The organism is Enterococcus sp. DIV1421a (assembly GCF_051711025.1).
Lineage (GTDB): Bacteria > Bacillota > Bacilli > Lactobacillales > Enterococcaceae > Enterococcus_B > Enterococcus_B hirae.
Map to the genome: position 1 here is coordinate 990,001 of NZ_JBIOLU010000001.1, position 23,605 is coordinate 1,013,605.

Annotated in this window: 21 protein-coding genes, 11 tRNA genes and 1 riboswitch (1 of these 33 cut by a window edge); of the genes, 20 read left to right on the forward strand and 12 right to left on the reverse strand. The window is 37.6% G+C overall.

The window, feature by feature from the left end:
* From IGK21_RS04645 to yqeK, 13 genes are all read left to right on the forward strand, one after another.
* Window positions 1-7, forward strand: a tRNA-Asp gene (locus IGK21_RS04645) (it extends 66 nt beyond the left edge of the window).
* A gap of 33 nt (window positions 8-40) precedes the next feature.
* Window positions 41-116 (forward strand) — tRNA-Phe (locus tag IGK21_RS04650).
* Between the two features lies 1 nt (window position 117).
* Window positions 118-198, forward strand: a tRNA-Tyr gene (locus IGK21_RS04655).
* Between the two features lie 6 nt (window positions 199-204).
* Window positions 205-278, forward strand: a tRNA-Trp gene (locus IGK21_RS04660).
* 2 nt (window positions 279-280) lie between these two features.
* Window positions 281-353 (forward strand) — tRNA-His (locus IGK21_RS04665).
* A gap of 9 nt (window positions 354-362) precedes the next feature.
* Window positions 363-434, forward strand: a tRNA-Gln gene (locus IGK21_RS04670).
* A gap of 37 nt (window positions 435-471) precedes the next feature.
* Window positions 472-542, forward strand: a tRNA-Cys gene (locus IGK21_RS04675).
* Between the two features lie 21 nt (window positions 543-563).
* Window positions 564-648, forward strand: a tRNA-Leu gene (locus tag IGK21_RS04680).
* 61 nt (window positions 649-709) lie between these two features.
* Window positions 710-782, forward strand: a tRNA-His gene (locus tag IGK21_RS04685).
* A 9-nt stretch (window positions 783-791) separates the two neighbouring features.
* Window positions 792-863: transfer RNA gene (locus IGK21_RS04690), tRNA-Gln, on the forward strand.
* Window positions 864-872: 9 nt separating this feature from the next.
* Window positions 873-957: transfer RNA gene (locus tag IGK21_RS04695), tRNA-Leu, on the forward strand.
* A gap of 761 nt (window positions 958-1,718) precedes the next feature.
* Entirely contained in the window at window positions 1,719-2,732 is a 1,014-nt protein-coding gene (locus tag IGK21_RS04700; RefSeq protein ID WP_181914884.1) for an acyltransferase family protein, read from the forward strand.
* 760 nt (window positions 2,733-3,492) lie between these two features.
* On the forward strand, window positions 3,493-4,086 hold the full coding sequence (yqeK, locus tag IGK21_RS04705; RefSeq protein ID WP_181914885.1) for a bis(5'-nucleosyl)-tetraphosphatase (symmetrical) YqeK: 594 nt from the start codon (window positions 3,493-3,495) through the stop codon (window positions 4,084-4,086).
* Window positions 4,087-4,505: 419 nt separating this feature from the next.
* Here the strand turns inward: yqeK and tenA are convergent, their stop codons facing one another.
* The 5 genes from tenA to IGK21_RS04730 form a co-directional block, all read right to left on the reverse strand.
* Window positions 4,506-5,189 (reverse strand): thiaminase II, encoded by a 684-nt coding sequence (gene tenA, locus IGK21_RS04710; protein WP_088775415.1) that lies wholly within the window; start codon window positions 5,187-5,189, stop codon window positions 4,506-4,508.
* Between the two features lie 4 nt (window positions 5,190-5,193).
* Window positions 5,194-5,823, reverse strand: coding sequence for a thiamine phosphate synthase (thiE, locus tag IGK21_RS04715; RefSeq protein ID WP_436796708.1), 630 nt, complete (start codon window positions 5,821-5,823; stop codon window positions 5,194-5,196).
* Window positions 5,816-6,637: a hydroxyethylthiazole kinase gene (gene thiM, locus IGK21_RS04720; RefSeq protein ID WP_053766474.1), complete on the reverse strand. Its 822-nt coding sequence runs from the start codon at window positions 6,635-6,637 to the stop codon at window positions 5,816-5,818. Before thiM ends, thiE begins: the two co-directional genes overlap by 8 nt.
* Before the next feature lie 4 nt (window positions 6,638-6,641).
* Window positions 6,642-7,445 (reverse strand): bifunctional hydroxymethylpyrimidine kinase/phosphomethylpyrimidine kinase, encoded by an 804-nt coding sequence (gene thiD, locus IGK21_RS04725; RefSeq protein WP_181914887.1) that lies wholly within the window; start codon window positions 7,443-7,445, stop codon window positions 6,642-6,644.
* Window positions 7,446-7,520: 75 nt separating this feature from the next.
* Window positions 7,521-7,619, reverse strand: a riboswitch (TPP riboswitch).
* Window positions 7,620-7,732: 113 nt separating this feature from the next.
* Window positions 7,733-8,680 carry a sugar-binding transcriptional regulator gene (locus IGK21_RS04730; RefSeq protein ID WP_081128757.1) on the reverse strand — a complete coding sequence of 316 codons (948 nt, stop codon included), beginning with the start codon at window positions 8,678-8,680 and terminating at the stop codon, window positions 7,733-7,735.
* A gap of 246 nt (window positions 8,681-8,926) precedes the next feature.
* On the opposite strand from IGK21_RS04730, the gene srlA reads away from it, so the two are divergent.
* The 6 genes from srlA to IGK21_RS04760 are packed head-to-tail and all read left to right on the forward strand — an operon-like array spanning window position 8,927 to window position 14,269.
* Entirely contained in the window at window positions 8,927-9,460 is a 534-nt protein-coding gene (gene srlA, locus IGK21_RS04735; protein WP_010737301.1) for a PTS glucitol/sorbitol transporter subunit IIC, read from the forward strand.
* Between the two features lie 24 nt (window positions 9,461-9,484).
* Window positions 9,485-10,522 (forward strand): PTS glucitol/sorbitol transporter subunit IIB, encoded by a 1,038-nt coding sequence (gene srlE / locus IGK21_RS04740; protein WP_438718982.1) that lies wholly within the window; start codon window positions 9,485-9,487, stop codon window positions 10,520-10,522.
* Window positions 10,523-10,537: 15 nt separating this feature from the next.
* Window positions 10,538-11,611 carry a zinc-binding dehydrogenase gene (locus IGK21_RS04745; RefSeq protein ID WP_181918550.1) on the forward strand — a complete coding sequence of 358 codons (1,074 nt, stop codon included), beginning with the start codon at window positions 10,538-10,540 and terminating at the stop codon, window positions 11,609-11,611.
* Window positions 11,608-12,603, forward strand: coding sequence for a 2-hydroxyacid dehydrogenase (locus IGK21_RS04750; protein WP_010719623.1), 996 nt, complete (start codon window positions 11,608-11,610; stop codon window positions 12,601-12,603). Before IGK21_RS04745 ends, IGK21_RS04750 begins: the two co-directional genes overlap by 4 nt.
* A gap of 40 nt (window positions 12,604-12,643) precedes the next feature.
* Window positions 12,644-13,891: an NAD(P)H-dependent oxidoreductase gene (locus IGK21_RS04755; RefSeq protein ID WP_181914889.1), complete on the forward strand. Its 1,248-nt coding sequence runs from the start codon at window positions 12,644-12,646 to the stop codon at window positions 13,889-13,891.
* 15 nt (window positions 13,892-13,906) lie between these two features.
* Window positions 13,907-14,269 carry a PTS glucitol/sorbitol transporter subunit IIA gene (locus IGK21_RS04760; RefSeq protein ID WP_010737306.1) on the forward strand — a complete coding sequence of 121 codons (363 nt, stop codon included), beginning with the start codon at window positions 13,907-13,909 and terminating at the stop codon, window positions 14,267-14,269.
* 155 nt (window positions 14,270-14,424) lie between these two features.
* Here the strand turns inward: IGK21_RS04760 and IGK21_RS04765 are convergent, their stop codons facing one another.
* From IGK21_RS04765 to celB, 7 genes are all read right to left on the reverse strand, one after another.
* Window positions 14,425-15,420 (reverse strand): DUF916 and DUF3324 domain-containing protein, encoded by a 996-nt coding sequence (locus IGK21_RS04765; RefSeq protein WP_181914890.1) that lies wholly within the window; start codon window positions 15,418-15,420, stop codon window positions 14,425-14,427.
* A 16-nt stretch (window positions 15,421-15,436) separates the two neighbouring features.
* Window positions 15,437-16,045: a WxL domain-containing protein gene (locus IGK21_RS04770; RefSeq protein WP_181914891.1), complete on the reverse strand. Its 609-nt coding sequence runs from the start codon at window positions 16,043-16,045 to the stop codon at window positions 15,437-15,439.
* 21 nt (window positions 16,046-16,066) lie between these two features.
* Entirely contained in the window at window positions 16,067-17,425 is a 1,359-nt protein-coding gene (locus IGK21_RS04775; protein ID WP_181914892.1) for an adhesive domain-containing protein, read from the reverse strand.
* Between the two features lie 443 nt (window positions 17,426-17,868).
* Window positions 17,869-18,477, reverse strand: coding sequence for an alpha/beta hydrolase (locus IGK21_RS04780; protein WP_096709259.1), 609 nt, complete (start codon window positions 18,475-18,477; stop codon window positions 17,869-17,871).
* 63 nt (window positions 18,478-18,540) lie between these two features.
* The gene (locus IGK21_RS04785) at window positions 18,541-19,515 is read right to left on the reverse strand and encodes a VOC family protein (RefSeq protein WP_438718986.1); all 975 of its coding nucleotides are present in this window, start codon (window positions 19,513-19,515) and stop codon (window positions 18,541-18,543) included.
* A gap of 157 nt (window positions 19,516-19,672) precedes the next feature.
* Window positions 19,673-20,392, reverse strand: coding sequence for a GntR family transcriptional regulator (locus IGK21_RS04790; protein ID WP_010719615.1), 720 nt, complete (start codon window positions 20,390-20,392; stop codon window positions 19,673-19,675).
* A gap of 214 nt (window positions 20,393-20,606) precedes the next feature.
* Window positions 20,607-21,878 carry a PTS cellobiose transporter subunit IIC gene (celB, locus tag IGK21_RS04795; RefSeq protein ID WP_010719614.1) on the reverse strand — a complete coding sequence of 424 codons (1,272 nt, stop codon included), beginning with the start codon at window positions 21,876-21,878 and terminating at the stop codon, window positions 20,607-20,609.
* 153 nt (window positions 21,879-22,031) lie between these two features.
* Between celB and IGK21_RS04800 the strand changes: the two genes are divergently transcribed.
* On the forward strand, window positions 22,032-23,429 hold the full coding sequence (locus tag IGK21_RS04800) for a glycoside hydrolase family 1 protein (RefSeq protein WP_081204224.1): 1,398 nt from the start codon (window positions 22,032-22,034) through the stop codon (window positions 23,427-23,429).
* Window positions 23,430-23,605 lie beyond the last annotated feature (176 nt).

A 23,605-nucleotide genomic window follows, 5' to 3' on the forward strand; every position in this document is an offset into this window, starting at 1 on the left:
GGAACCGTCATTCTTTTTCAATTAATACATTTTAAAATTTGGCGCGGTAGCTCAGTTGGTAGAGCAACGGATTGAAGCTCCGTGTGTCGGCAGTTCGATTCTGTCCCGCGCCACCATGGAGGAGTAGCGAAGTGGCTAAACGCGACGGACTGTAAATCCGTTCCTTAGGGTTCAGTGGTTCGAATCCACTCTCCTCCATTACATAGGGGCATAGTTTAAAGGTAGAACAGCGGTCTCCAAAACCGTTAGTGTGGGTTCAATTCCTGCTGCCCCTGCCATGGCGAATGTGGCGAAGTGGTTAACGCACCGGATTGTGGCTCCGGCATTCGTGGGTTCGATTCCCATCATTCGCCCTTCTTTATTGGGGTATAGCCAAGCGGTAAGGCAAGGGACTTTGACTCCCTCATGCGTTGGTTCGAATCCAGCTACCCCAGTTCTATAATTTCATTTATAGATTGAAAATAGTATAATGGCGGTATAGCCAAGTGGTAAGGCAGAGGTCTGCAAAACCTTCATCACCGGTTCAAATCCGGTTACCGCCTTAGTACTAATAAAATCAACTTGCCGGCGTGGCGGAATTGGCAGACGCGCTGGACTCAAAATCCAGTGCCCGTTGAGGGCGTGCCGGTTCGACCCCGGCCGCCGGTATTGACTAAGATGTACTCATCTTAGTTTTTTATTGAGAAATAAAATAACATTGTTTATAATGGCGAATGTGGCGAAGTGGTTAACGCACCGGATTGTGGCTCCGGCATTCGTGGGTTCGATTCCCATCATTCGCCCTTTCTTATTGGGGTATAGCCAAGCGGTAAGGCAAGGGACTTTGACTCCCTCATGCGTTGGTTCGAATCCAGCTACCCCAGTTTTTTTACGCCGGCGTGGCGGAATTGGCAGACGCGCTGGACTCAAAATCCAGTGCCCGTTAAGGGCGTGCCGGTTCGACCCCGGCCGCCGGTATCATAATGAACTCCTAATGTGTCTTACATTAGGGGTTTTCTTTGGCTCTTTGTCAATAAGAACTGATGAGTGGTGTAAAAACAAATCTGGGTCAGAATGAACCTCATTCTGTCTCAGATTTTTTTGTTATAGAGCCATTTTCTTTTTGAAGCGGACTATTGTCCTACTCTCTATACAGAAAATCATTCCACATCATGAAAAGAACCGTACCTACTGCCGTATAAGAAGCTAAAATGAATAGAGGTAATGAAGATGAAGAAAACGTTTTTCTATCTGATGATTTTTATGAGTTGCTATCGCTACTGCAAAGAGCAGAAAATGGTCATTATCATGGGTGAGGGTTCTACAGGGATTCAAACGTTAGATAGCCTATGATTCTTCTGGCTTCTAGGTATAGTGAAAGTCGTTTTTACCCACTCATCTGTGTTTGAAATGATTCATCTAATCAAATTGAGTAAAGAAAATACAATAATGGTAATCATCTAATTAAAAAAAACAGGGATCTATCTATTGTTTTTTTGAATACCTTAATAGTTTAAAATTGCTCCCACTCTATACAATTATGAATTAAATGAATTGGACTTTAGTCTAATGTTTTTTACATTAATCAATACTATAATTAATATAGTATTGTGGATTTAAGAAATTAAAGAGGAAAGAGAAAATATAGATGTTAGAGTTAATTATCTCCAATTTTTTTTTGTACATATTCTATTTTTATTTCTATCCTATTAAAGTCAAATTTGCTTGTTGGAGGGATTATGGATAATAAGAATCAAAAACTATTTATTGCTCAGTTTATTGCGACGATTTGTGTTGTTGTTATTCATTGTGGGACCATTACTAGTCACCCGATAGTGCATTTTTTTCTAAAAAGTATGGTTTGTCGTATTGCTGTTCCATTCTTTTTTGTAAATAATGCATATTTCTTTCGGATAAATAGTAAGAGGGAAGGATATTCGAAGATGTGGCTAAGAAGAATAGTACGTCTATATACTATAGTGTTTTTGCTGTACATTCCGTTTGGTGTTCAACTGTTACAAGATACAGTTGATATTCAGTGGAATTTATGGTCAATATTATTGGCATTGGTAGTTAGTTTCCTATATACTGGAAGCTTCTATCACTTATGGTATTTTCCTGCTTTGATAAGTTCATTAGCTATAGTTAAATATATGTTTCAAAGATTTAGATATAAATGGATTTTTCTGGTTTGCTTTTTATTTTTTTCTGTTGGTTCCCTTGAAACGTATTCCTTATTTATATCAAATCCAATGGTCATATCAGTTATGGAAAAATACTTTAATATTTTTTTTACTACAAGAAATGGGTTATTCTTTAGTCCACTCTTTATTTCCATAGGATTTGTTTTGGCTGATAATGTACATAATTTAGAAAAGCATCGAAAGTTATTAATATATGGACTAGTCGCTGCGTGTTTTTTAGGAGGAGTCGAAGGGATAATCACATTTTATAATCAAGGAATCGATAAGAATTTTATGTATTTCACAATCCCTTTTATTTTTAGTTTGTATGGACTGCTGGTTATTTCTAAAAGTAAAATCAAAAGTTTTGAAAATTTAAACTCCTATAGTAAGAATATATTCTTGTTTCATATGATACCTATTCAAATTTTTAATATGAGGCATGGCGAAATAACACCTATAAATGGATTATTCCGCTTGATGTTAGGGGTGTTTGTTCCAATAAGCATTGTTTTGTTTTACAATAAAATTGTGAAACAAATATCAATTTTTTATAAAATTAAAATGTGAGATGAATTGATGCAGCATATTTGTTTGATTATGCTGAATTAGGATTTAAGTCAGCAATGTTGTTTTGAAATTAATCACTTAGTCAAACTGAACTAAGAAGATACGAGATGGGTAATCATCTAATTAAAATAATCAGGGTTCTAGCTAAACCTCAGCTTTGGGGTATCATAGAACTCCTAATGGATCTTACATTTTTGGTCTCTTTGTCAAATGATGTTGGTGAAGAGAAACATCAGAATCATTTGGACAGAAAGAAGAAAATTTCTTTCTGTTCTTTTTATTTGGTTAAAATAGTATTACCAGGACAGATAATGATTCGTCGTTTGAAATGATAAAAATTTCGAAAACCATAAACTATGGTATGAAATAATGAGGGAGAAGTAAGAAGTAGTTAGTCTCTAAGGATAAACGATCGCCTGTGATAGCTGGGTTATTAATAGGTAGTATGATAAAGTATGAGTAACATATAAAGGATGGTGAATCATATGAAAGTTTTTAAGTTTCTCGTTAAAATGTTCTTAGCTGTAGTAATTCCTGCTTATGCCACTTATGGTTTGTTATCTGATAGGAATAAGTCAGACAGTAAGAAATCAAAACGCACTTAGATTGATTTGATGATTTTATTCGTTGTACCCTGATCCATGGGAATCGAAAAGCTAAAAGGAGCAAAACTATCAGAGGATGGAATGATTGTCGAACTTTATTTTTGACCTTATTAATACATAATAATGTAAAGGCATTCATTGGAAGGTGAGTTAAAATGAAGAATATTATTGAGTATAAGATACCCTTTAGTTCTAAAAATATTGAAATACAAGTCAAAGAATTTTTGAATTATTATGGGAAAGATAAAACCGTCTTTCACTCGTATGAAGTAGCCAACAAGGCGAAAGAACTTGCAGAAAAGTTTAACGTACCAAAAGATAAAGCCTATCTTGCTGGTTTGTTACATGATATTAGCGTAATCATTCCTGATGATGAAAGGATAGAACTACAAAAGAGTTTAGGGGAGGAAGTTCTAAAAGAAGAAGAGAAACTACCTATGATTCTCCACCAAAAACAATCAGTATGTATAGCAAAAGAACTATTCAATATCAAGGATAGAGAAATATTATCAGCTATTGAATGTCATACAACGCTTAAAAAAAATGCTTCTAGTTTAGATAAAGTTGTTTTCATTGCAGATAAGATTAAATGGGATAGAGACCATAGTGCTCCTTATTTAAAACAATTGAACAAAGCTTTAGACATCTCTTTAGATCAAGGGTGTAAAACCTATATTGAGTGGGCTTTAACGGATATTTTTGTTTTACATCCTTGGTTAAAAGACGCAATGTGTGACTTAGGAATGTGAGTTTATGGGAAATTTCTATTTGGTTCAATAAAGAATTTGTGCTTTTTTATGATTATATTTTCGTCAGTTAATTTTATAGAGAGATTACTATTTTTTATGTCGAATGAGTGCAATCACCGATGAGGACTAGACAAACGGTTATTCTCAAAGCAGTAAAAGACATACACAATTTTACTTAGTAGTTTGGCGTGATCAAATAAGTTCTTTCAGATTGATGGGTTGAATAACTTCATCTTAGCGGTAGTGTGGTAGTTTTTTATAAAAAAATCAGGACCGATAGAATACTCTATCAGTCCTACAATGGTTGAGTGTTCGTCTGGTATAGAGATTAAAAGGTGAGTGTCCTAGACTTAACATGTTTTACTAGATCTGCTTTAAACGAAAGCAGAAGAAGTTGTCTACTGAGATCACTATACAATTTATTTTGATAATGGAATCAGATTCATTTCTTCATAATAAGACATTTCCCAAAAAAGATATTCAAATTCCAAACTGGAAATAAAAATTTGTTTTATTTTTTGTTGTTCCTTCGCACTTTTCATTTCGACTAATTCATCCAACAGGTCAAACATCCACTCAAATGATTTTTCAAAACTAGGATCTGCATATAAATCAATCCAGGAGCGATAGGGGTTCTTTTCTAAACTCGATTGATATCGTTTTTTTAAACGACTCGCATAATCGTAATAGGTCCAAGCACAGGGAAGGATAGCTGCGATGATTTCAGCTACACCTCCACTATGGCCGATTGCTAGCATATTTGTTGTATAAGAGCGATTGTAAAAAGAAGGTTGTACGGTGTTAAATTCTTCTTTTTCAATAGCATAATCCAACATATATTGGCGATGTAAGTCAAGTTCTGTTGCTAGAATACTGTATTGTGCTTCCACAAAATGAAATAATTGATGTTCATTGTCTGATTTGGTGGCAGCTAATGCGAATACTTTAGCATATTCAAATAAATACAAGTAATCTTGTAGTAAATAAAATTGAAATGTCTTTTTAGCAAGAATACCTTTTCCTAATTCTTGAATAAATGGATGATTAAATCCTTTTTCCCAGCTGTCATAAGCTTCGATTTTTAAATTTTTTGAAAATGACATTGATTTACCTCCCAATCGTCTGATCAATCAATCCTAAAAGTTCCTGACTGGCTTTTTTGATATCTTTTTTTGACAAAATAGCAGATGCGACAGCAAAACCTTGAATGGGAAGTGAGTGAAAAGCTGGGATTGTTTGCTGATTGATTCCACCGATCACAATGATTGGAAGCGAGATTTGCGCACAGATTTTTTCTAATTCTTCAGTTGTGACATGTATTGCATCTGGTTTGGTATCTGTAGGAAACATTGCCCCGACTCCTAGATAATCCGCACCATTTTTTTCTGCTTCGATGGCTTCTTCAACCGTTTGTACTGAAACACCGATTAGTTTATCTGGTCCAAGATGCTTACGAGCTATAGTTAAGGGTAAGTCATTTTGACCTATATGGAGACCGTCTGCATCACATGCCAGAGCAATATCAAGGCGGTCATTGATGATCAAGGGAACGTTATATCTTTTGGTTAATCGCTTTATCTGTATGGCTTCTTCGTAAAACTTTCTAGAATCTAACTGTTTTTCTCGGAGTTGGACAGCAGTAACGCCTCCTTCAAGTGCTTGTGAGACAGCTTCTAGCAGTGTATTGGTAGTGAACAAGAGTGGATCTGTTACTAGGTAGAGCCGGTAATCAATCATCGAATGCAATATAGTCACCTCGTTCTGATAAGGTTTGATCCGTTAGTTTACTTATTTCATCTATTAAATGGGTGCGTAAACTACCTGTTCCTTTGGTTTTTGCCTTTTCAAAAGCTAATTCACCAGCAACTCCCATGGCAATCACGCTACTTACGGCTGCTTCAAAAAAATCATCGGAATAACCACCACAAAAACTAGCAATTAGGGAATCTAACATACAACCAGTACCAGTAACATGGCGCATTGCAGCACAACCATTTTTGACCTGCATTGTTCGAACACCATCTGAAACGATATCGATTGCGCCGGTTATGACGATGATACAGTGAAAAGAAGAAGCTAGTGTTCGTGCAATATTGATGACTTCAGTTTCCTTTTTTTGATTCACAAGCGAAGTGTCTACTCCTTTAGCTGAAGTTTGAATACCTGCTAGACAAAGTATTTCTGAATAATTTCCACGAATGACTGTAAAATGAATACTGTTTAATAACTTTTTAGTCACATCCATACGAAATTGAGAAATACCCACACCGACTGGATCGAATATGACCGGAATTCCATGCTTGTTCGCTTCTTTGCCAGCAAGAATCATCGAATCAACGGTTTGTTCATTCAAGGTTCCTATATTGAGAACGAGTGCATCCGTTTTAGCTGTTATTTCTGCTACTTCTTGAATCGCATCAGCCATTATCGGAGAACCACCAATAGCTAAAGTAATATTGGCACAATCATTGACTGTTACATAGTTCGTTAGATGGTGAACCAACGGATTGCATGCACGAATCTGTTGGATAATCGTTTCGAATGATGACATAAAATTACTCCTCTTCAACGGTATTTTGGTAAAGCGAATAGAAATGATTCGTAGGACCATGTCCTTGACCGATCGCCAACGAATGTTGGATTGCAAGTGTAACGTATTTCTTTGCTTCACAGACAGCCTGCTCTAAGGATTTCCCTAGAGCTAATTCAGAAGCAATAGCAGAAGATAACGTACACCCTGTCCCATGAGTATTTTTGGTTTTGATTCGTTCTGCAGTAAAGTGATAGAATTTATTTCCATCAAAGAGCACATCGGTAGCTTCACCAGATTTATGCCCACCTTTGATTAAAACAGCTGTTCCACTATTTTCGTAGATGGTTCGTCCGACTTGTTCCATATCTGCTATTGATGAGATCGTACATTGAGCAATTTTTTCTGCTTCTGGGATATTAGGTGTAATCAAGTTAGCTAAGGGAAGAACCGTCTGAATCAGTGTATCAATCGCAGTTGGCTCCATCAACGCATTGCCGTTTTTAGCGTACATCACTGGGTCTAAAACAATATTTTGTGGTTGCCATTTTTTTAAACTTTCAGTCACTGCAAGCATTGTTTCTTGGCTAGAAAGCATCCCAATTTTTACGGCATCGGGAAAAATGTCTTCAAAAACCGCATCCATTTGATCTTTGATGATTTGAGGGGAAATATCTTGGTAGGTCAATACACGAACCGTATTTTCAGCTACGACTGAGGTGATAACCGACATTCCATACACTCGATGAGCAGAAAAAGTCTTTAAATCGGCTTGTATACCCGCACCACCACTACAATCTGATCCTGCAATACTAAGCACTTTTTTCATCTGTAATCCTCCTTAAAATAGAAAAAGACATTCCCCTAGAAAGAAGAATGTCTTGTTTGTTTTGATTTCGCATCAACAAAAAGGACATTTGCTCCCTACGCTGGTATCAACCAAACAGGTTCAAAGGGTCAGGTTTTACCTTCTCAACGCAACAGCGTCCCCCTGCAAACAAAATCATATTTTATTACTTTTTAATCATAGCGGAAATAGTTAGGAGATTCAAGAGCAGATAAAGGAAACAGGTGAGAAGCGGAACTGCTCTTACGTAACTTTTGTTTTTGTCATTGCTAAATATCCATATGAATCAAGTGATCCGCAATGGTGTCGGTAGTAATGATGGAGTCAATCAGTTGATTTTTACAAGCATAATAGATTCCTTGCCATTTCGCATCATCATAAGCAATAGCGATGGTTTCAGGAATCGCTTTAAGCTCTTCAAGACTTAAACCAACCACATGCTTATTGATTGGATGATTTACTTCTTGCCCATCTTTATCATAAAAACGGGAGTTGATGTCCCCAACTGCACCAATTCCTCTTAATTGTGCCATTTCTTTTTTATTAGTATACCCGATTTCTTCCATCGTGTTGAAATGATCAGGGGAGGAGATACCGACAAGTGCTAATTCGACTTTTTTGGCTTCAGAGAGAATTTTATCAATGTAGATATTACCTTCAAATTCTTGACGAATTATCTCATTAGAAACCAGTGCTGGAGTGTAAAGATATTTTGAAGAACCACGTGTCTTTCGAGCAAATTCATGGCAAAGTTGATTGGAGTGGATATCAAAATGATCATATCCCATGCCGCCGATTAATGGAATGAATGTTGTATCAGGATAATTCTCAAATGGAAATTGAGTAACTAAGCTTTTGATTGACTTTCCCCATGAAATCCCGATTGTTTTCGCAGCTGCAATCTTATCTTTTAAAGAAATTGATGCAATTTGTCCAACCATTTTCTCGATTTCTGGATAAGATAGATTCGTTGTGTCCACCACTTTAACAAAAGATAAGGCAAATTTTTTCTCTAGTTCGGTTTCTAATTCAATGGCATAGATATTTTCACTATTAATAAAAAATTCAATGAAACCTGCTTTTCGAGCATCAATTAACCATTTAGAAATGAGTGAACGAGAGACTCCCATTTTCTTAGCAATCTGTGCTTGTGTCAGACCTTCTTTATAATATAAAGTTGCTACTTTCACCATGTTTCTTTCTTCAGATTTACTCATTTTTTCCTCCAATTGATCGTTTCACTCCAGTTATTCACTTCACTTAAATAGATCAAGTCGATCGGGTAATCATAACTGTCATACATTTAATAAAAAACATTTCCATTTTTAGTGTACTTTATTTTTTCGGAAAAATCAATTGACATTGATTTTGTCAAATGATATATTCTTGGTGTGGTATCATATGACAAATGGATTGTCTTTTGATAAAAGCGCGCAATTTGATCTTAAAAGGAGGAATGGGATTTGAATTTTCTGGTGAAGTTGTCAGATGGCTTTATGGGAATGTTTCAAGCTGGAGCAGATACTTTTGTTGGATTTTTAACGACGATCGTTCCGCTGTTGATTTCTTTGATTCTTTTTGTAAACGCTCTAATAAAAATTATCGGAGAAAAAAGAGTATTTGGATTCATGCAACGATGTACGAAATTCACGTTATTACGCTATACATTGATTCCGTTTTTAGCGTGTTTCTTTTTAACAAATCCAATGTGTTATACATTTGGACGATTTTTAAAAGAAGAACACAAGGCAGCTTACTATGATGCAACGGTGTCAATGCTTCATCCCATCGTGGGATTATTTCCTCATGCAAATTCAGCTGAACTATTTGTTTATCTTGGTGTGGCAGCTGGCTTTGGTAAAGTGGGAAATCAAAGTGAATTAGGACTAAGGTATTTATTAGCTGCTTTTATGATTATCTTAGTACGAGGAATCATTACAGAAAAAATTGCTCGTTTCTTAACACAAAGAGAAGCAAAAAAAACAACAGAAGCATAGATGAAACTGAGAATGGAGGTAGAGATGGAAGCGAAAAAACTAATTATCCATAAAGGAAATGGTGGCTGGGGAGGACCATTAACCATTCCGTTAAATGATGAACGTAAAAAGTACGTTATCAGCGTAACCGGTGGGGGCATTCATCCCGTCGCTGAAAAGATTGCGGAATTAGCTGGGGTAACAGCGGTTGATGCATTTAAAAATCCAGTGGAAAAAGAAGAAACCTTGTGTGCAGTCATTGATTGTGGCGGAACAGCACGCTGTGGAACGTATCCAAGAATGAAGATCCCAACAATCAACGTAAAATTGCAAGCGCCTTCTGGGCCGTTGGCGAAATTTATGACAGAAGATATTTTTGTTTCAGGAACAACGATTACAAACATAGAAATTATTAGTGAGAGCGAAGCTGCACAAGTACATAATAAAGAAGATAAGAATGAAAAAACATCAAATATCAACACAAAAAAACCGGAAACAACTACAGAAATAACAAAAGAAACCACTGAAAAGAAAAATCAAAGCAATAAAAAAGGTGGGATTTTTGGCTTGATCGATACCATCGGACGTGGTGCGGGGAGCTTTATCAATATCATGTATCAAGCAGGGCGTGAAACGATCGATACCGTGCTAACAAATATTATTCCATTTATGGCTTTTGTTGTAACTTTGATTGGTATTATCAACTATACAGGAATTGGGGATATTATTGCGAAGTTTTTGTCACCTTTAGGCGGTAGCTTACTTGGCTTAGTTCTATTAGGTGCTATTACTAGTTTGCCGTTTTTATCTCCTTTATTAGCACCAGGGGCGGTGATTGCTTCGGTGATTGGTTTATTGATCGGAACAGAGATCGCTAATGGTACAATCCCGCCACATTACGCTCTACCAGCACTGTTTGCTATCAATTCACAAGTTGGCTGTGATTTTGCACCCGTAGGAATGACTTTGGGAGAAGCAAAACCAGAAACGATTTCTAATGGTGTGCCAGCTGTGTTGTTTTCGCGAATTTTAACTGGTCCGATCGCAGTTATCATTGCGTATGCCTTTTCAATTGGATTATAGAATAGGAGTGAAAAAATGCAACCTAAAAACATAACGTTTGGCTATTTAGCTGAGAAGAAGAATGCAAAGATCAAGGAAATACCGATGCCTGAATTGGCAGAAGATGAATTGTTAGTAAAACAAGAAGCTTGTAACATTTGTACAACTGACTATCAACAATGGTTAGGACTTAGAGAACATCAAGGCTATCCTATGGCTGGCGGACATGAATGTTCAGGAATTGTCATAGCAAAAGGCAAAGCTGTCGGCGATACCTACCAGATCGGCGATCGAGTCAGTGTACTTTATGATTATTGTGGTTACTGTGATGAGTGTAAATTTGGTGAAATTACGAATTGTGAAAACAAACGGCAATTTGGAAAGAATTATTCAAAAGAGTTTTATGGGATTTTTGGATTTGCGAATTATTTTGTTCGTAAAGCCAAGAGCTTCGTCAAGATGAGACCAACTTTATCTGCCTCAGAAGCTGCTTTTGTCGAGCCCTTATCCTCCGTCGTTCAAAATATGAAAAAATTACGAATAGTGCCTGGGAAAGAAACGATCGTGATCATCGGTGGAGGAACAATGGGACTTCTCAATGGACTAACAGCACGAGCAATGGGCGCAAGGGTCATTATTTCTGAGGTCATGCCTAAAAAGTTAGCTCTGATCAAGGAATTAGGGTTTGAAGCGATTGATGCAAGTCAAACCGATCCAGTCCAAAAAGTCAAAGAACTCACAAATGGGAGAGGAGCTGACAGCGTTATTGTCGCAGTTGGATCAACTTTGGCGATGAATCAATCCCTTGAAATGGTGAAAGAAAAAGATGGGAAAATCTCGATTTATGCTGCGGGTTATCCTGAGCCTGAAATGGCTATCCAGCCAAATACGATTCATTATATGCGTCTCGAAGTGATCGGTACGTATGCTTCCACATTAGAAGATTTTTATGACGCAGCTACACTCCTAAATGAAGGGCGTGTCGATGTATCAAAATTGATCGAAACCAAAATTCCATTAATGGATATTCAAAAAGCATTCGAGATCGCTAGTACCCCAGGAAGCTACCGGGTATCAGTTGTATTAAATGAGGAGGGGAATAAAGAATGATCAAATGTTTAGCAATCGCAGATTTATTTATCGATCGAGAAATGATGGAAGAAGGCTTAAAAGATTTAGCGACAAAAGGAATTTCTGTAGACATCAAAGAATGGCGGCATTCTGATTTAGATAGTCTGCAAAAAGATAATATCAAGATTGAAAAACATGGGTGTGATGCAGTCGAATTACCAGAGTATCTCTTAGAAAATATTGAAGAGTATCAGTGGATCATTACTCAATTTGCACCGATTGGTAAAAAAGTGATCGAACGGGCGGAAAATTTGGAATTAGTTGGCGTACTGCGAGCAGGTACAGAAAATGTCGCTGTTAGCTATGCCGAAGAAAAAGGAATTGCTGTTTATAATACTCCTGGCAGAAGTAAGACTAGTGTGTCGGAATTTACTGTTGGTTTGATTTTGACAGAAATTCGAAATATCGCACGAGGAAATCAAAAATTAAGAGAGCATCAGTGGCAAAAGTACTATCCTAATGGGCTATTAGCACCTGAATTAAAAGAGTCAACGATTGGGTTAATTGGTTATGGCGAAATTGGCCAACGAGTTGCTCATTTGTTGCGACCTTTTGGATGTAACATTCTTTTCTTTGATGATTATTTTGATGGTACGTCCCCTGATACTCAAGTTAGCTTAGAGGAACTGGTGGAAAAAGCAGATATCTTTTCGATGCATTATCGATTGACTCCTCAAACAAAACATATGATCAATGAGTCACATTTCAAGAAAATGAAACCTTCTGCTGTTTTCATCAATAGTGCCCGTGCTGGATTAGTCAATGAACAAGATTTGATTCAAGCATTAAGAAACAAAGAGATTACGGGAGCGGCAGTGGATGTTTTTGAACAGGAACCATTACCCGCAGACCATCCTTATCTAACATTAGATAATCTCACGATCACCCCTCATATTGCGGGCTCGACAATTGGTAATTTTGCCAATTCGCCTAAAATATTAGTGAACCGAATCTTTAGAGAATATTTATAAAAAAACATAAAAAATTGAATGAGTGGAGGAAATACATAAGATGACTTTATATGGTGAATTACAATTAAGAGAAAAAACAGGAAATCCAATCAAAGTGGGAGTAATTGGTGCAGGACAAATGGGCAGGGGAATGATTGCACAAATAGCGTCAATTCCAGGGATGATCGTAACAGGGATCAGTGACTTGTCTCTTGATTATGCACAAAAAGCGAAAGAAGCGTATCTAGCTTCGGCAAAAGTTAAAAATGATGTCCTTATTTCAACAGATGCTAAAGAAATTATTCACTCTGATTGGAATGAAGTAATCGTAGATGCTACTGGTGTACCTGAAGCAGGAGCAAAAATTGCGCTTGAAGCGTTATTAGCAAAAAAACATCTTGTCTTATTAAATGTTGAAATCGATATCACTATTGGACCTTTGATGCATAAACTCTATGATTCAGCAGGGTTGATCTATACAGGATCAGATGGCGATGAACCTGCAGCAACCACCGAATTATTTGAATTTGCTTCGTCTATGGGGATGGAAGTCTTAGTTGCGGGAAAAGGCAAAAATAATCAATTGAATATTTCCGCAAATCCGGCAACTGCTGAAAAAGAAGCTCAGAAAAAACAAATGGCTCCTCACATGCTAGCTGCTTTCCAAGATGGAACAAAAACAATGGCTGAAATGAATCTTTTATCAAATGCGATTGGCTATATCCCTGACAAGGTAGGTATGCATGGTTTGAAAGGGAATCTAGATTCTGTCATTACTTCGTTAGATTTAAAAGAAAATGGTGGGGTCTTATCTCAATTTGGTGTAGTGGAATATGTGGATGGTTTAGCGCCAGGCGTCTTTGTTATCGTTAAGGGGCAAAATAGCGAAGTAGCTGAAGAAATGAATTACTTGATGAAGAAAGGGAAACGGGATCATCATATCTTATATCGCCCGTATCATTTAGCAAGTTTAGAAACACCAATTACGATTGCAAAAGCTGTCTTACAACAAGATCATGCCATTGTTCCATTAGGCGCCCCAATTTCAGAAACCGTTGCGGTAGCGAAAAAAGATATTCAACCTGGGGATCATTTAGATGGAATCGGTGGTTTTTGTGTCCGAGGAGTACTTGAGACCCACGAAGAAATGAAGCGAGAGGGACATATCCCGATCGGACTGATCTCTGGAGAAGTAGTAGCAAAACGTTTTATACGGGCGGGTTCTTTCTTAACTGAAGATGACGTTGAACTAGATGCCAGTACCACTGTTTGGCAGTTACGTCATTTACAAGATACGACGTTATCATAGAAGGAGGAGAAAACCATGCACACAACAAAGATTGTTGAGGTTGGTTCTTTAGTGGAAGAATTTGCGGCAGAGTACTTAATGATTCTTTTCGGACAACAGGTACCACCTGAATTAAAAGACATCTGTGTGGTCCATGACAATCATGAAACGGCTAAAAATGTCATCAAAACAGGGGATATACTGACCATCGGCAACCAAGAATATGAAATCAAAGAAGTTGGCAGTGAAGCCAATCATAACTTTGAAACCCTCGGTCATATCTCCATTTATTTCCGCACAGGAGAAAACGAAGTCTTGCCAGGAGCAATCGTTGTAGAGCCTCAAATCTTTCCAGAGTTTGCGATTGGGGATACCATCCGATTTGGAGAACCACAATAAGGAGTCGCTAGTTGTTGAAGAACGGCTGGGATTGTTCCTGATCGTAGTAAAGAACTAATGTGCTTGATAGTATATCAATAACTGCTAGATCAGAAGAAAAAAACTAACTCTGCCTCGTGAAAATTTAGGTAGAGTTAGTTTTTGTTTGATAACAGTTATCGTTTTTTCTTTTTTACAATATACAGTAAAAAGACAATAATGAGGACGAGAGCGAAAATAATACCTCCAGCTAGCCAAAGGAGCCAATTGTTTTGCGGCTCATCCTTTGTAGTAGATATATTTTGTTCATTATAAGTTGCAGCTGTTTTTTGCGAAATAGTAAAATTTATCTTTTGCTGCCAATTGATTTCCTTGTTTTTGACATTCGTCATTAGCTGATAGGTTCCTGGTTCGAATTCTTTTCCTTCTAAAAAAATCAAATAGTCCATGCCGCTGTTAGGGGCGAACGAAATGGGCTGGGTCCCAGTTAGTACTGGGGTTTGTTGTTGTTCTTTTTTGATCTCATAGTGTATACGAGCACTAGATAGATAAGCAGCATTAGTATTTTCCAAAGTTGCTTTGATGGCATTTCTCTGGTTGATTTGGGTAGGTGCTGCTTTTTTTAGTTCTAAGTTCGGTTGGATTTTGTTTAGTTGTGTTTTAAGTAAGACAGCAATCTCCCGAGAAAAGACATGTTGAATATTTCCTTGCATATCTTTTTTTGGTTCTTCTTGGAGATAGAGCCCACCCGCAATTACTCCATCAAAATCTTTTTCTGGCATTTTGATGGTTAAAGGAATCTTTTTTTGTTCATGTCCCGCAAGAGTAAACTTTTGCTTATCAACAGAAACAATTTTCTCGATATCAGTGGGCAAATTATTAGGACGATCTTGATTTCTACCAGAATATTCAACAACGCCTAGTTGATTGGTCTTTGCACGATTAAAGGACGGAATGATCGTGATCTCAGTTTCTTTTAGATTCGTGACTAAGACATTCAAAGTCGATTCCTGTCCAGGTTTTAGTTGTAGATCAAAATAATTGTCGTTTGTTGATGGTGTTGATTCATTGACTTGTATTTGTGCATCAAAACTTTGTAAGGATTCGCCGTAGATGTTAAGATTTCCCATCAGTAGAAAGAAGAAGGGTAGTATCCAAAACCACTTTTTCACGATCATTCCTCCTTTCTTAGTTGGTTGGACTGAATGAGAAAGTCCAATTTAATATAGTAGTATATTGTTCGGCTACTTTATTTGTATTCGCTGGAACAGATAAGCTGAATTGATTGATCGCTAGTGCAGTATCACCCGAGTTTTGACCTGCGGTTGCATCTAAAATCGTAGCATCTTGATTGAATACTTGGATCGCTAATTCATCGTTTTCATAGGCACTGGTAGGGGCTAACCCTAAATTATTTGTAAGTCCGCCAAAAGATAAATTGAGCTGTGCACCTGATAGCTCAACATCATCCGCTGTTTTGAACTGGTCAGTTTGAGATAACTTGACTGTCCAGGTAGCTGCAGGATTTCCTCGGTTGTCTCGAACAGCTACGGTTCCAGTAGTAGGTGTAGAGCCGGTTTGTTCACCTGTAGCAGTAGCAATCCAGTTTTCAGCAGCTGTAGTTTGCAGGGGATGATCCCCAAAGTCTAAATTAGTTGGTATACCGCCAGCATAGTCAAATTCAAGTGCGCCTTCCACATAGGCCACTTCTCCTTGGGTTTGTGAATCAGCAAAAACGAGAGAACTTGAAAACAAGCTGATCCCTAAGACAAAAAAAGATAACGTTTTCTTTTTCATTTCTTCTTCCTCCTAAATAAATTACGGTGTATCCGATAAGAGCCATTCCACCATTGTTTGGTAGGTTCCGTTTGTTTTCAGACTTTCTTTGGGAACCGCTAATGAGAACTGGTTGATTGCTAATTGGACTTGACCAGGATCAGTTACACCATTTAATTTGAGTAATGTTTGTTGCGTGCCTATAGATAGAGGGACCATTTGATTAGCAGTACTTGTGATCCCAGTGATAGGAAAGGTAGTTGTTAAATCTGCTGTTGAGATTTGTAATTGGGACGTTAATTGATTGGTTCCGTTTTGCCAAGGACTAAGTTGTTGGACTTTTATTTGCCAATTTTTTACAACTGTCCGTGTATCAGTAATCGAAATTGACCCGGTAGTTACTTGATTGTTATTGGTGGCTACTAAGTGCTCATCCTGTTGGGTCTGGATCAAGTGCTGACCAAAGTTCAAGTGAGTCGGCAAGCTTGTGGTCTGCCAGGTGAGTGCTCCGGCTGAAAAATAAACAGGTGTTGTACCAGTAGTAGTTCCTAACTGAATCGTCGATTGATCTGTTTGAATAAAACCGCCCTTAAAATTAGCTGTTAGATCTTGGGTCAATTTGGGCGAAGATAAAAGAAATGGTAGCGAAACACTCGTATTACCTAAAATCGAAGCAGCAACCAAATTTTTACTATTATCAGAAGTTGGTGAATTTAAACTCGTAATAAATTGAGACAAAGCTGTGACAAAGGGGGACAATAATGTTCCTAAAACAGTCCCAATCAGCGGTAAAGCTTGGACGATCGTTAATAAATTTTGAATCCGATTTTTTAATGTCGTTGTCAGGATGGGTAATAGCCCTTGACTAATCGCTACGCCATACTGAGTGCTCGACCGTGGGACGATAGCTAGAGTAAGATTCTGGGCACCAAAAGTTTCCGAACGTAATTCTGACAATGCCTGATTAACCGCTGTTTTATTTTGTGTGGAAACTAAAGGTGAGTTGACGATCAACGAAATCACAGAGGTTATGGTCGGCAAAATCAATTGTAAAGGGGACTGACTAAGTGGCACAGTAACAGTAGTTTGAACAGTCGCATTCCCATTAGGTTGGATATACCCGACCATTTCAGTCGGTGCTTCTAAAATGGCATATTTATCGCCAGTTGTGATAACCCCAGCGCTGATGCCATTTTTTCCTTCAATGAGAAAAGTGACAGGGACATTTACTCGGTTTAAAAAAGGCGCATTTGGACTGGTTTGACTGTTATTAGTTGCGGTAGTCGTACCAAATAAATTTAACGAAACTGCTTGAACAACATTTGTTTGTGCAAGCACTGACAGAAGTGTCAATAACAGAAAGATTACTTGTTGAATCTGTTTTCTTTTTTTGTGAAGCATCGTGCCCCCTCCCTAATGAGTGAACCATATTAACTCGACAAAAAATTGGCGAACGCTAAAATGATTGCAACTCTGATTAATTAAACTATAGCAATTTTTCGGAAATCTAGCTAATCAAAAACTCATTTTTTTCTAATTTTTATAATATAAATCCATATTCTACAGTTTTTTCAAATGAGGAATATTTCTATTTATCTTTAATATGATGCGTTTATAATGAGGGGGAGCCAAGAAGGATTTTCCAACATGAAAGTTAAAAGAGATGATTTGAGAAAAATGGATAGTTGGATCTAGCACTTACATTCATTTTTCTGTTTCGTGAGTAGAGGTCGAAACAAAAAAATACGCCCCAAAAATTGTCGTTTTCACGTACAACTTTTGGACCGTACCTCATTATAGAGTCTTTGAAAAATAATCCGATGCATCACAACCTTCGTCCAATATTAGTTAACCGAAAGCGAAGAAAGCCAACTTTTCGCGGCAATTAATTCAGCCTTTGTTAATTGATGACCAGTAAATGTTTCTTGGAATGTGAGGTGAGCTTTTTGCATTTCAAAATCTTTGATCAAATTCGTAATCGCTATAGAGGAGACGATTGGATCGGTTTTGCTGTAAGAAAGCCAGATCTGAGTATCAGTCATTACTTTTGCTGGATAATTGACGTTTAAAGACATTGGATGAAAAAGGATTCCTTTTCGCAGCTCAGTATTTCTTGATAATAGCAAGTGAGCAGCGATATTCGCTCCATTGGAATAGCCTACGATCACCCAGTCATGTAACGAGATGTTTTCTTTTTGGCTAACTGCTGAGATTTTATGATACAGAAGCGCTGTTTCTTCTGCTAAACTCTGGTAATCGAATTGATTCAACCCATTCCGTCGAAAGAAGCGATTCATTCCGTCTTCTTTGATTGAACCACGAAATGAAAGAATCGTAGCATCCGGTTCAAGGAACTGGGCGGTTTCAAGTAAAGAATATTCATCGCCACCTGTACCATGAAGAAGGAGTAAATTTCTACTTGTTTGTTTTCCCGCTTGAAAAAAATATTCCATGATTTGACCTCTTTTTCTTGAAAGTTATGTTTCTTGAAAACGACTGTCTGGATAGAAAGAAGATCATTCTCGTTGTTGGTTGGCATCCTGAGTATCGAAGGGACGAATGTACGCTTCGATTTCTTCTCTTTTACTTTCGAGTTGTGGTGGGAGTGATAGTTTTTCGCCAGCTGTATCTGCTGATTCATCTCCAAAAAAACCAGGTCCATCTGTTGCTAATTCAAAGAGAACGTGGGTGGCAGCTAAGAAGTATTCTGATTGGAAGTAGAAGCGTTCCACAAACCCTGAACTTGGTACGTTTATCTGATTGATCACATGGATCCAGTGACGTAAGGCTTCTTCATCAGCGACACGCAAGGCAAGGTGATGGATATTGCCGAATCCTTCGATTGCTTTTGGTAAATCTGCTCGCTGTTCAACAATGATGCTTGCTCCATTACCGCCTTGACCGACTTCAAAGAGCGAAAAAGCTCCTGTTTGATCAGTAAGTTTAAACTCTAAAGTCTGTTCTAATAGTAACTGTAATGGTTCCATTTGACTCACTCGGACAAAAACTGGTCCCAAGCCTGTAATTGCATATTCTGATGGAATATTGCTGTTCTTCCAAGGAGTACCACCAGCAACACCTGTATTGTTTTCATCAGAAATCAATTGATAGAATTGATGGTCAAAGTCTTCAAACTCCAGATATTTTTTAGAAAAACGTTCCTTGATCGCAGAGTGAGGAACATTCTTTTCTTCAAAGCGTTTGAACCAATAAGTCAATGCTTCATCAGTTGGTACTCGAAAGGACACTCTAGAAATCGTATCCGTTCCTTTACTTCCTTGAGGTTGATTAGGAAAAGCGAAAAAAGTCATGTCTGTTCCAGGGGAGCCGTATTCATCTGTAAAATAAAGGTGATACGTTTCAATATCATCTTGGTTGATCGTTTTTTTTACTAAGCGCATTCCTAAAATATCCGTAAAAAAACGATAAATTTTAGTGGGTCTTGAAGTCATAGCGGTAACATGGTGGATGCCTTTGATTTGAGTATCCATGGGAGTTCCTCCTTTAAACTTACAAAAAGTAAGTATTGTGTTAGTTACAGTATAGTGAGTGGGAACGTTTCTGGCAATTATTCTGTTTGACTCTGCTCTTTTGTAAACACCAAAAAATCCGTTTCACAATAGTTTCCTATTTTTGAAACGGATTTTTTTAGTTTGAACGGACATCAAGTAAGGAATAGTTGCGGACATCAAACCGATTTCTACTAGATGAATATTCGATGGGCTGACCATCTTTTAGATAAACGACTTGTTGCACATCCAAAACAGGATCTATTTCCGAACAATTCAAGTATTCCTGATCAAAGTGCGTACTTTTATCTGCTGAAATTGCTCGATAGGCGCCTGCAAAATGAAGATTTAGATCTTGGTGCAAGTAATCATAGATAGAAGAAAGCAGATGTTCTTTTTTTAGCCCTGGAACTAAATGTACAGGCATAAATGTATGTTCCAAAATATAAGGTTCGTTGTCTAAAATTCGTAAACGGTGAATATTATAAACAGGTTGTTCGGCACCAATCATTAATTTTTCTTGAATAAATGGGTTCGGAAACTCGACATCAAATTGAATGATTTGACTCGTCAGTGAACGATGACGACGCTTCATTTGATGACTGAGTCCCTCATACTCATTGGCAGGGGAGGTATCTTTCTCGATAAAAGGATGATCTAAAATTTTGGTTCCAGCCCCTCTTTGCGAATAAACTAATCCTTCCATAGCCAGAATATTGATGGCTTTTTTGATGGTCATTCGACTTGCGCCAAATTCTTCGACTAAAGTGATCTGATTAGGCAAAAAGCTGTTTGGTGGATATTCTTTTGAACGGATTCTTTCCCTTAAAACATTTGCGATTTCTTCATATTTTGGCACGTTATTCACCTCGTATTGAGTATAACGAAAGTTATTTCGTTCGACAAGAAAGAAATAACGAAGTTTAGTTGTTGAATCACTCTTTTCAATGAAACAAGCATGAACAAATCAATTCACATCATTCCATGTTTTGACTGTTCATGCTAGATTATAAAATTTGCTTAATCTCTATTAGAAAGAAGATGATTTGCTTCACAGGTGAGTAGATAAGGCTTTACACAACGTCTAAATCAGGTTGTTTATCTAATACTTTTAAGAATGGGTACCAAATAAAAGCGACGATCACAAAATCGACTACTTGTAAGAGACCGCCTAGCCATGAATTGGTAGCTAAAACACCACTAGCAATGATCGGCACAGTCCACGGAACTGAAACACCAGTAGGCGGAGGAACGATGCCAGCTGCCATCATCAAGTAGTTGAACGTTGTCACGACCAAAGGAGCAACGACCCAAGGAATCAAAATGGTTGCGTTCAATACGATTGGTAGACCAAAAATTGCAGGTTCATTGACATTGAAGATTCCAGGTGCTAGCGCTAAACGACCAACATCACGGTATTGTTTTTTCTTCAAGACAAAAGCCATCAATAATACTACTGCTAACGTCATTCCAGAGCCACCGATACCAACGGTAAAGGTTTCCATAAATGGTTTTGTGATGATATGTGGTAGTTCTTTCCCATGCTGATAAGCTTCTAAATTATCAAGCATCAATGTATTCCAGATAGGGTCCATAACAGAATTAACAATAATTTGACCGTGAAGACCAAAGAACCACAAAAATTGAACAAAGAATAAGGCAATCAACGTGGCAGGTAAACTACTACCTAAACCAGTTAGAGGTTTTTGGATAACTTCATAGACTAAGTCATGAAGGTTCGCATTGAATACGCCAGTCATGACAGCGTTGATGATCAAGAAAACAGTCAATGTGACTACAGCTGGAATCAAAGCAGCAAAAGATTTCGTTACTGCAGGTGGTACGCCATCAGGCATTTTAATTTGCCAACCACGTTTGGTGATTCGACAGTAGATTTCCGCAGCTAAAAAGGCAGCAATCATTCCAATGAACATTCCTTTAGCACCTAGACGATCAAGTGATAGGACACCCGAAACTTCTTCACCACCAGCTGTTGTCATCACAAAAGGTGTGAGAATCAAAAAGCTTGCGAATGAAACAGCGCCACCAAAAATACCTTCTACATCATATGATTTTGATAAATAATAGCCGATACCAAATGTAACAAAAACGGACATGATACTCATCGTCGCATTTTGACCATTACCAAAAAGGGTGCTTAACGTGCCTTTGGTACCATCACTGAAGAACGGTAGATTATTCACAACGACCACAATTGATCCAAACATTGTTAGCGGAAATGACAACATAAATGCATCCCGTAACACAGTTAAGTAACGGTTTTGCCCTAAAAGATTGGCTAAGGGCATAATTTTTTGAGAAAGTTTATCCATAAAACCATTCATTTTTTTCACCTCAAATTTATTTTGCAATCGATTACAAACGTAGTATAACGTCTGTCTGTTTAAATGTCTAGTCATTTTTATCAAAAGTATTGATTTATTTTCAGTGATTGTTTATGATTACGGTAATTACTAAAAGAATTGAGGGATTATGAAATGAAACACTACGATTTTCCAAAGAATTTTTGGTGGGGAACCGCCGCAAGTGGACCACAAACAGAAGGCAGAATCAAAGGAGATGGGAAAGGAGAAAACATTTGGGACTATTGGTATGATCTAGAGCCAGAAAAATTTTTCAATCAAGTTGGTCCTGAGAAAACCTCTCAAGTTTACACGAAATATCGAGAAGACGTTCAATTGATGAAAGAGACAGGTCATAATACTTTCCGAACATCCATTCAATGGAGTCGTCTATTCCCTAAAGGAAAAGGAGAAGTGAATCAACAGGCTGTATCATTTTACCGCTCATATTTTACAGAATTACTGGAGCAGGGAATTGAACCATTTGTCAATTTATATCATTTTGATATGCCTTTAGAATTACAACAAACAGGTGGCTGGTTGTCTCGTGATACGGTTGACGCCTATGTGGCCTATGCAAAAACCTGTTTTGAGTTATTTGGGGATTTAGTAAAGAAATGGTTTACCCATAATGAACCGATTGTTCCAGTAGAAGGCGGTTATCTCTATCAGTTTCATTATCCTAACCATATCAATCTAAAAGAGGCTATTCAAGTTGGTTTCCACGAAAATTTGGCAAGTGCCAAAGCAATTGAAGCCTATCATAAGATGGGACAAAAAGGAGAAATTGGAATCATTTTGAATTTAACTCCTAGCTACCCGCGAGACGAAACAAACCCTGAGGATGTGAAGGCTGCTAGAATCGCTGATGCTTTTTTCAATCGTTCTTTTCTTGATCCTGCAGTAAAAGGAGAGTTTCCATCAGAGTTGGTTGCTATTGTGAAAGAATTAGCGATAATGCCAGAGATGGGGCCCGATGACTTAACGATTATCAAAGAAAATACGATTGATCTATTAGGAATCAATTATTATCAACCTCGGAGAATCAAGGCAAAAGAAACACCGATTGATCATCAGAATGGACCAATGCCAGAAGATTATTTTGATTATTATGATATGCCTAATAAAAAAATGAATATCTATCGTGGTTGGGAAATTTATGAAAAAGGGATCTATGATATCTTGACGAATACGAGAGAGAACTATGGCAATATCAAATGTTATATCTCTGAAAATGGTATGGGTGTAGAAGGGGAAGAACGTTTCGTTAACTCGGAAGGCGTGATTGAAGATGATTATCGGATCACTTTTGTCACAGACCATCTGAAATATGTGCATCAGGCAATCCAAGAAGGAACGAATTGTGTGGGTTACCACATGTGGACTTGCATGGATAACTGGTCTTGGACGAACGCTTATAAAAACCGTTATGGACTGATTGCTGTCGATCTAAACCAAGACGGTAAACGGACGATTAAAAAGTCGGGCCATTGGTTTAAAACCGTAGCCATGAAAAATGGGTTTGAAGCCTAAAAAGTTTTGTAAATAGTTTTTAGAATAAAAACGAATGAAACTGGGACAAAAAGTTGTGAAGTACAAAGGTCATAATCGCAATAAACGATTTTATTATTTTTACCAATCTTCAGAAATTTCAGCTTATCGGCTTATTTCTTGAGAATAAAAACTTTTTGTCTCAATTTCATTAGTTT

Bases quoted from the DNA above. Each gene is read 5' to 3' on its own strand.
- IGK21_RS04775 (WP_181914892.1), bottom strand. From the start codon at position 17,425: ATGCTTCACAAAAAAAGAAAACAGATTCAACAAGTAATCTTTCTGTTA.
- IGK21_RS04730 (WP_081128757.1), bottom strand. From the start codon at position 8,680: ATGAGTAAATCTGAAGAAAGAAACATGGTGAAAGTAGCAACTTTATAT.
- IGK21_RS04780 (WP_096709259.1), bottom strand. From the start codon at position 18,477: ATGGAATATTTTTTTCAAGCGGGAAAACAAACAAGTAGAAATTTACTC.
- thiE (WP_436796708.1), bottom strand. From the start codon at position 5,823: ATGATTGATTACCGGCTCTACCTAGTAACAGATCCACTCTTGTTCACT.
- IGK21_RS04785 (WP_438718986.1), bottom strand. From the start codon at position 19,515: ATGGATACTCAAATCAAAGGCATCCACCATGTTACCGCTATGACTTCA.
- IGK21_RS04750 (WP_010719623.1), top strand. From the start codon at position 11,608: ATGATCAAATGTTTAGCAATCGCAGATTTATTTATCGATCGAGAAATG.
- IGK21_RS04800 (WP_081204224.1), top strand. From the start codon at position 22,032: ATGAAACACTACGATTTTCCAAAGAATTTTTGGTGGGGAACCGCCGCA.
- srlE (WP_438718982.1), top strand. From the start codon at position 9,485: ATGGAAGCGAAAAAACTAATTATCCATAAAGGAAATGGTGGCTGGGGA.
- celB (WP_010719614.1), bottom strand. From the start codon at position 21,878: ATGAATGGTTTTATGGATAAACTTTCTCAAAAAATTATGCCCTTAGCC.
- IGK21_RS04760 (WP_010737306.1), top strand. From the start codon at position 13,907: ATGCACACAACAAAGATTGTTGAGGTTGGTTCTTTAGTGGAAGAATTT.
- IGK21_RS04755 (WP_181914889.1), top strand. From the start codon at position 12,644: ATGACTTTATATGGTGAATTACAATTAAGAGAAAAAACAGGAAATCCA.
- IGK21_RS04745 (WP_181918550.1), top strand. From the start codon at position 10,538: ATGCAACCTAAAAACATAACGTTTGGCTATTTAGCTGAGAAGAAGAAT.
- thiD (WP_181914887.1), bottom strand. From the start codon at position 7,445: ATGAAAAAAGTGCTTAGTATTGCAGGATCAGATTGTAGTGGTGGTGCG.
- IGK21_RS04770 (WP_181914891.1), bottom strand. From the start codon at position 16,045: ATGAAAAAGAAAACGTTATCTTTTTTTGTCTTAGGGATCAGCTTGTTT.
- yqeK (WP_181914885.1), top strand. From the start codon at position 3,493: ATGAAGAATATTATTGAGTATAAGATACCCTTTAGTTCTAAAAATATT.
- thiM (WP_053766474.1), bottom strand. From the start codon at position 6,637: ATGTCATCATTCGAAACGATTATCCAACAGATTCGTGCATGCAATCCG.
- IGK21_RS04700 (WP_181914884.1), top strand. From the start codon at position 1,719: ATGGATAATAAGAATCAAAAACTATTTATTGCTCAGTTTATTGCGACG.
- tenA (WP_088775415.1), bottom strand. From the start codon at position 5,189: ATGTCATTTTCAAAAAATTTAAAAATCGAAGCTTATGACAGCTGGGAA.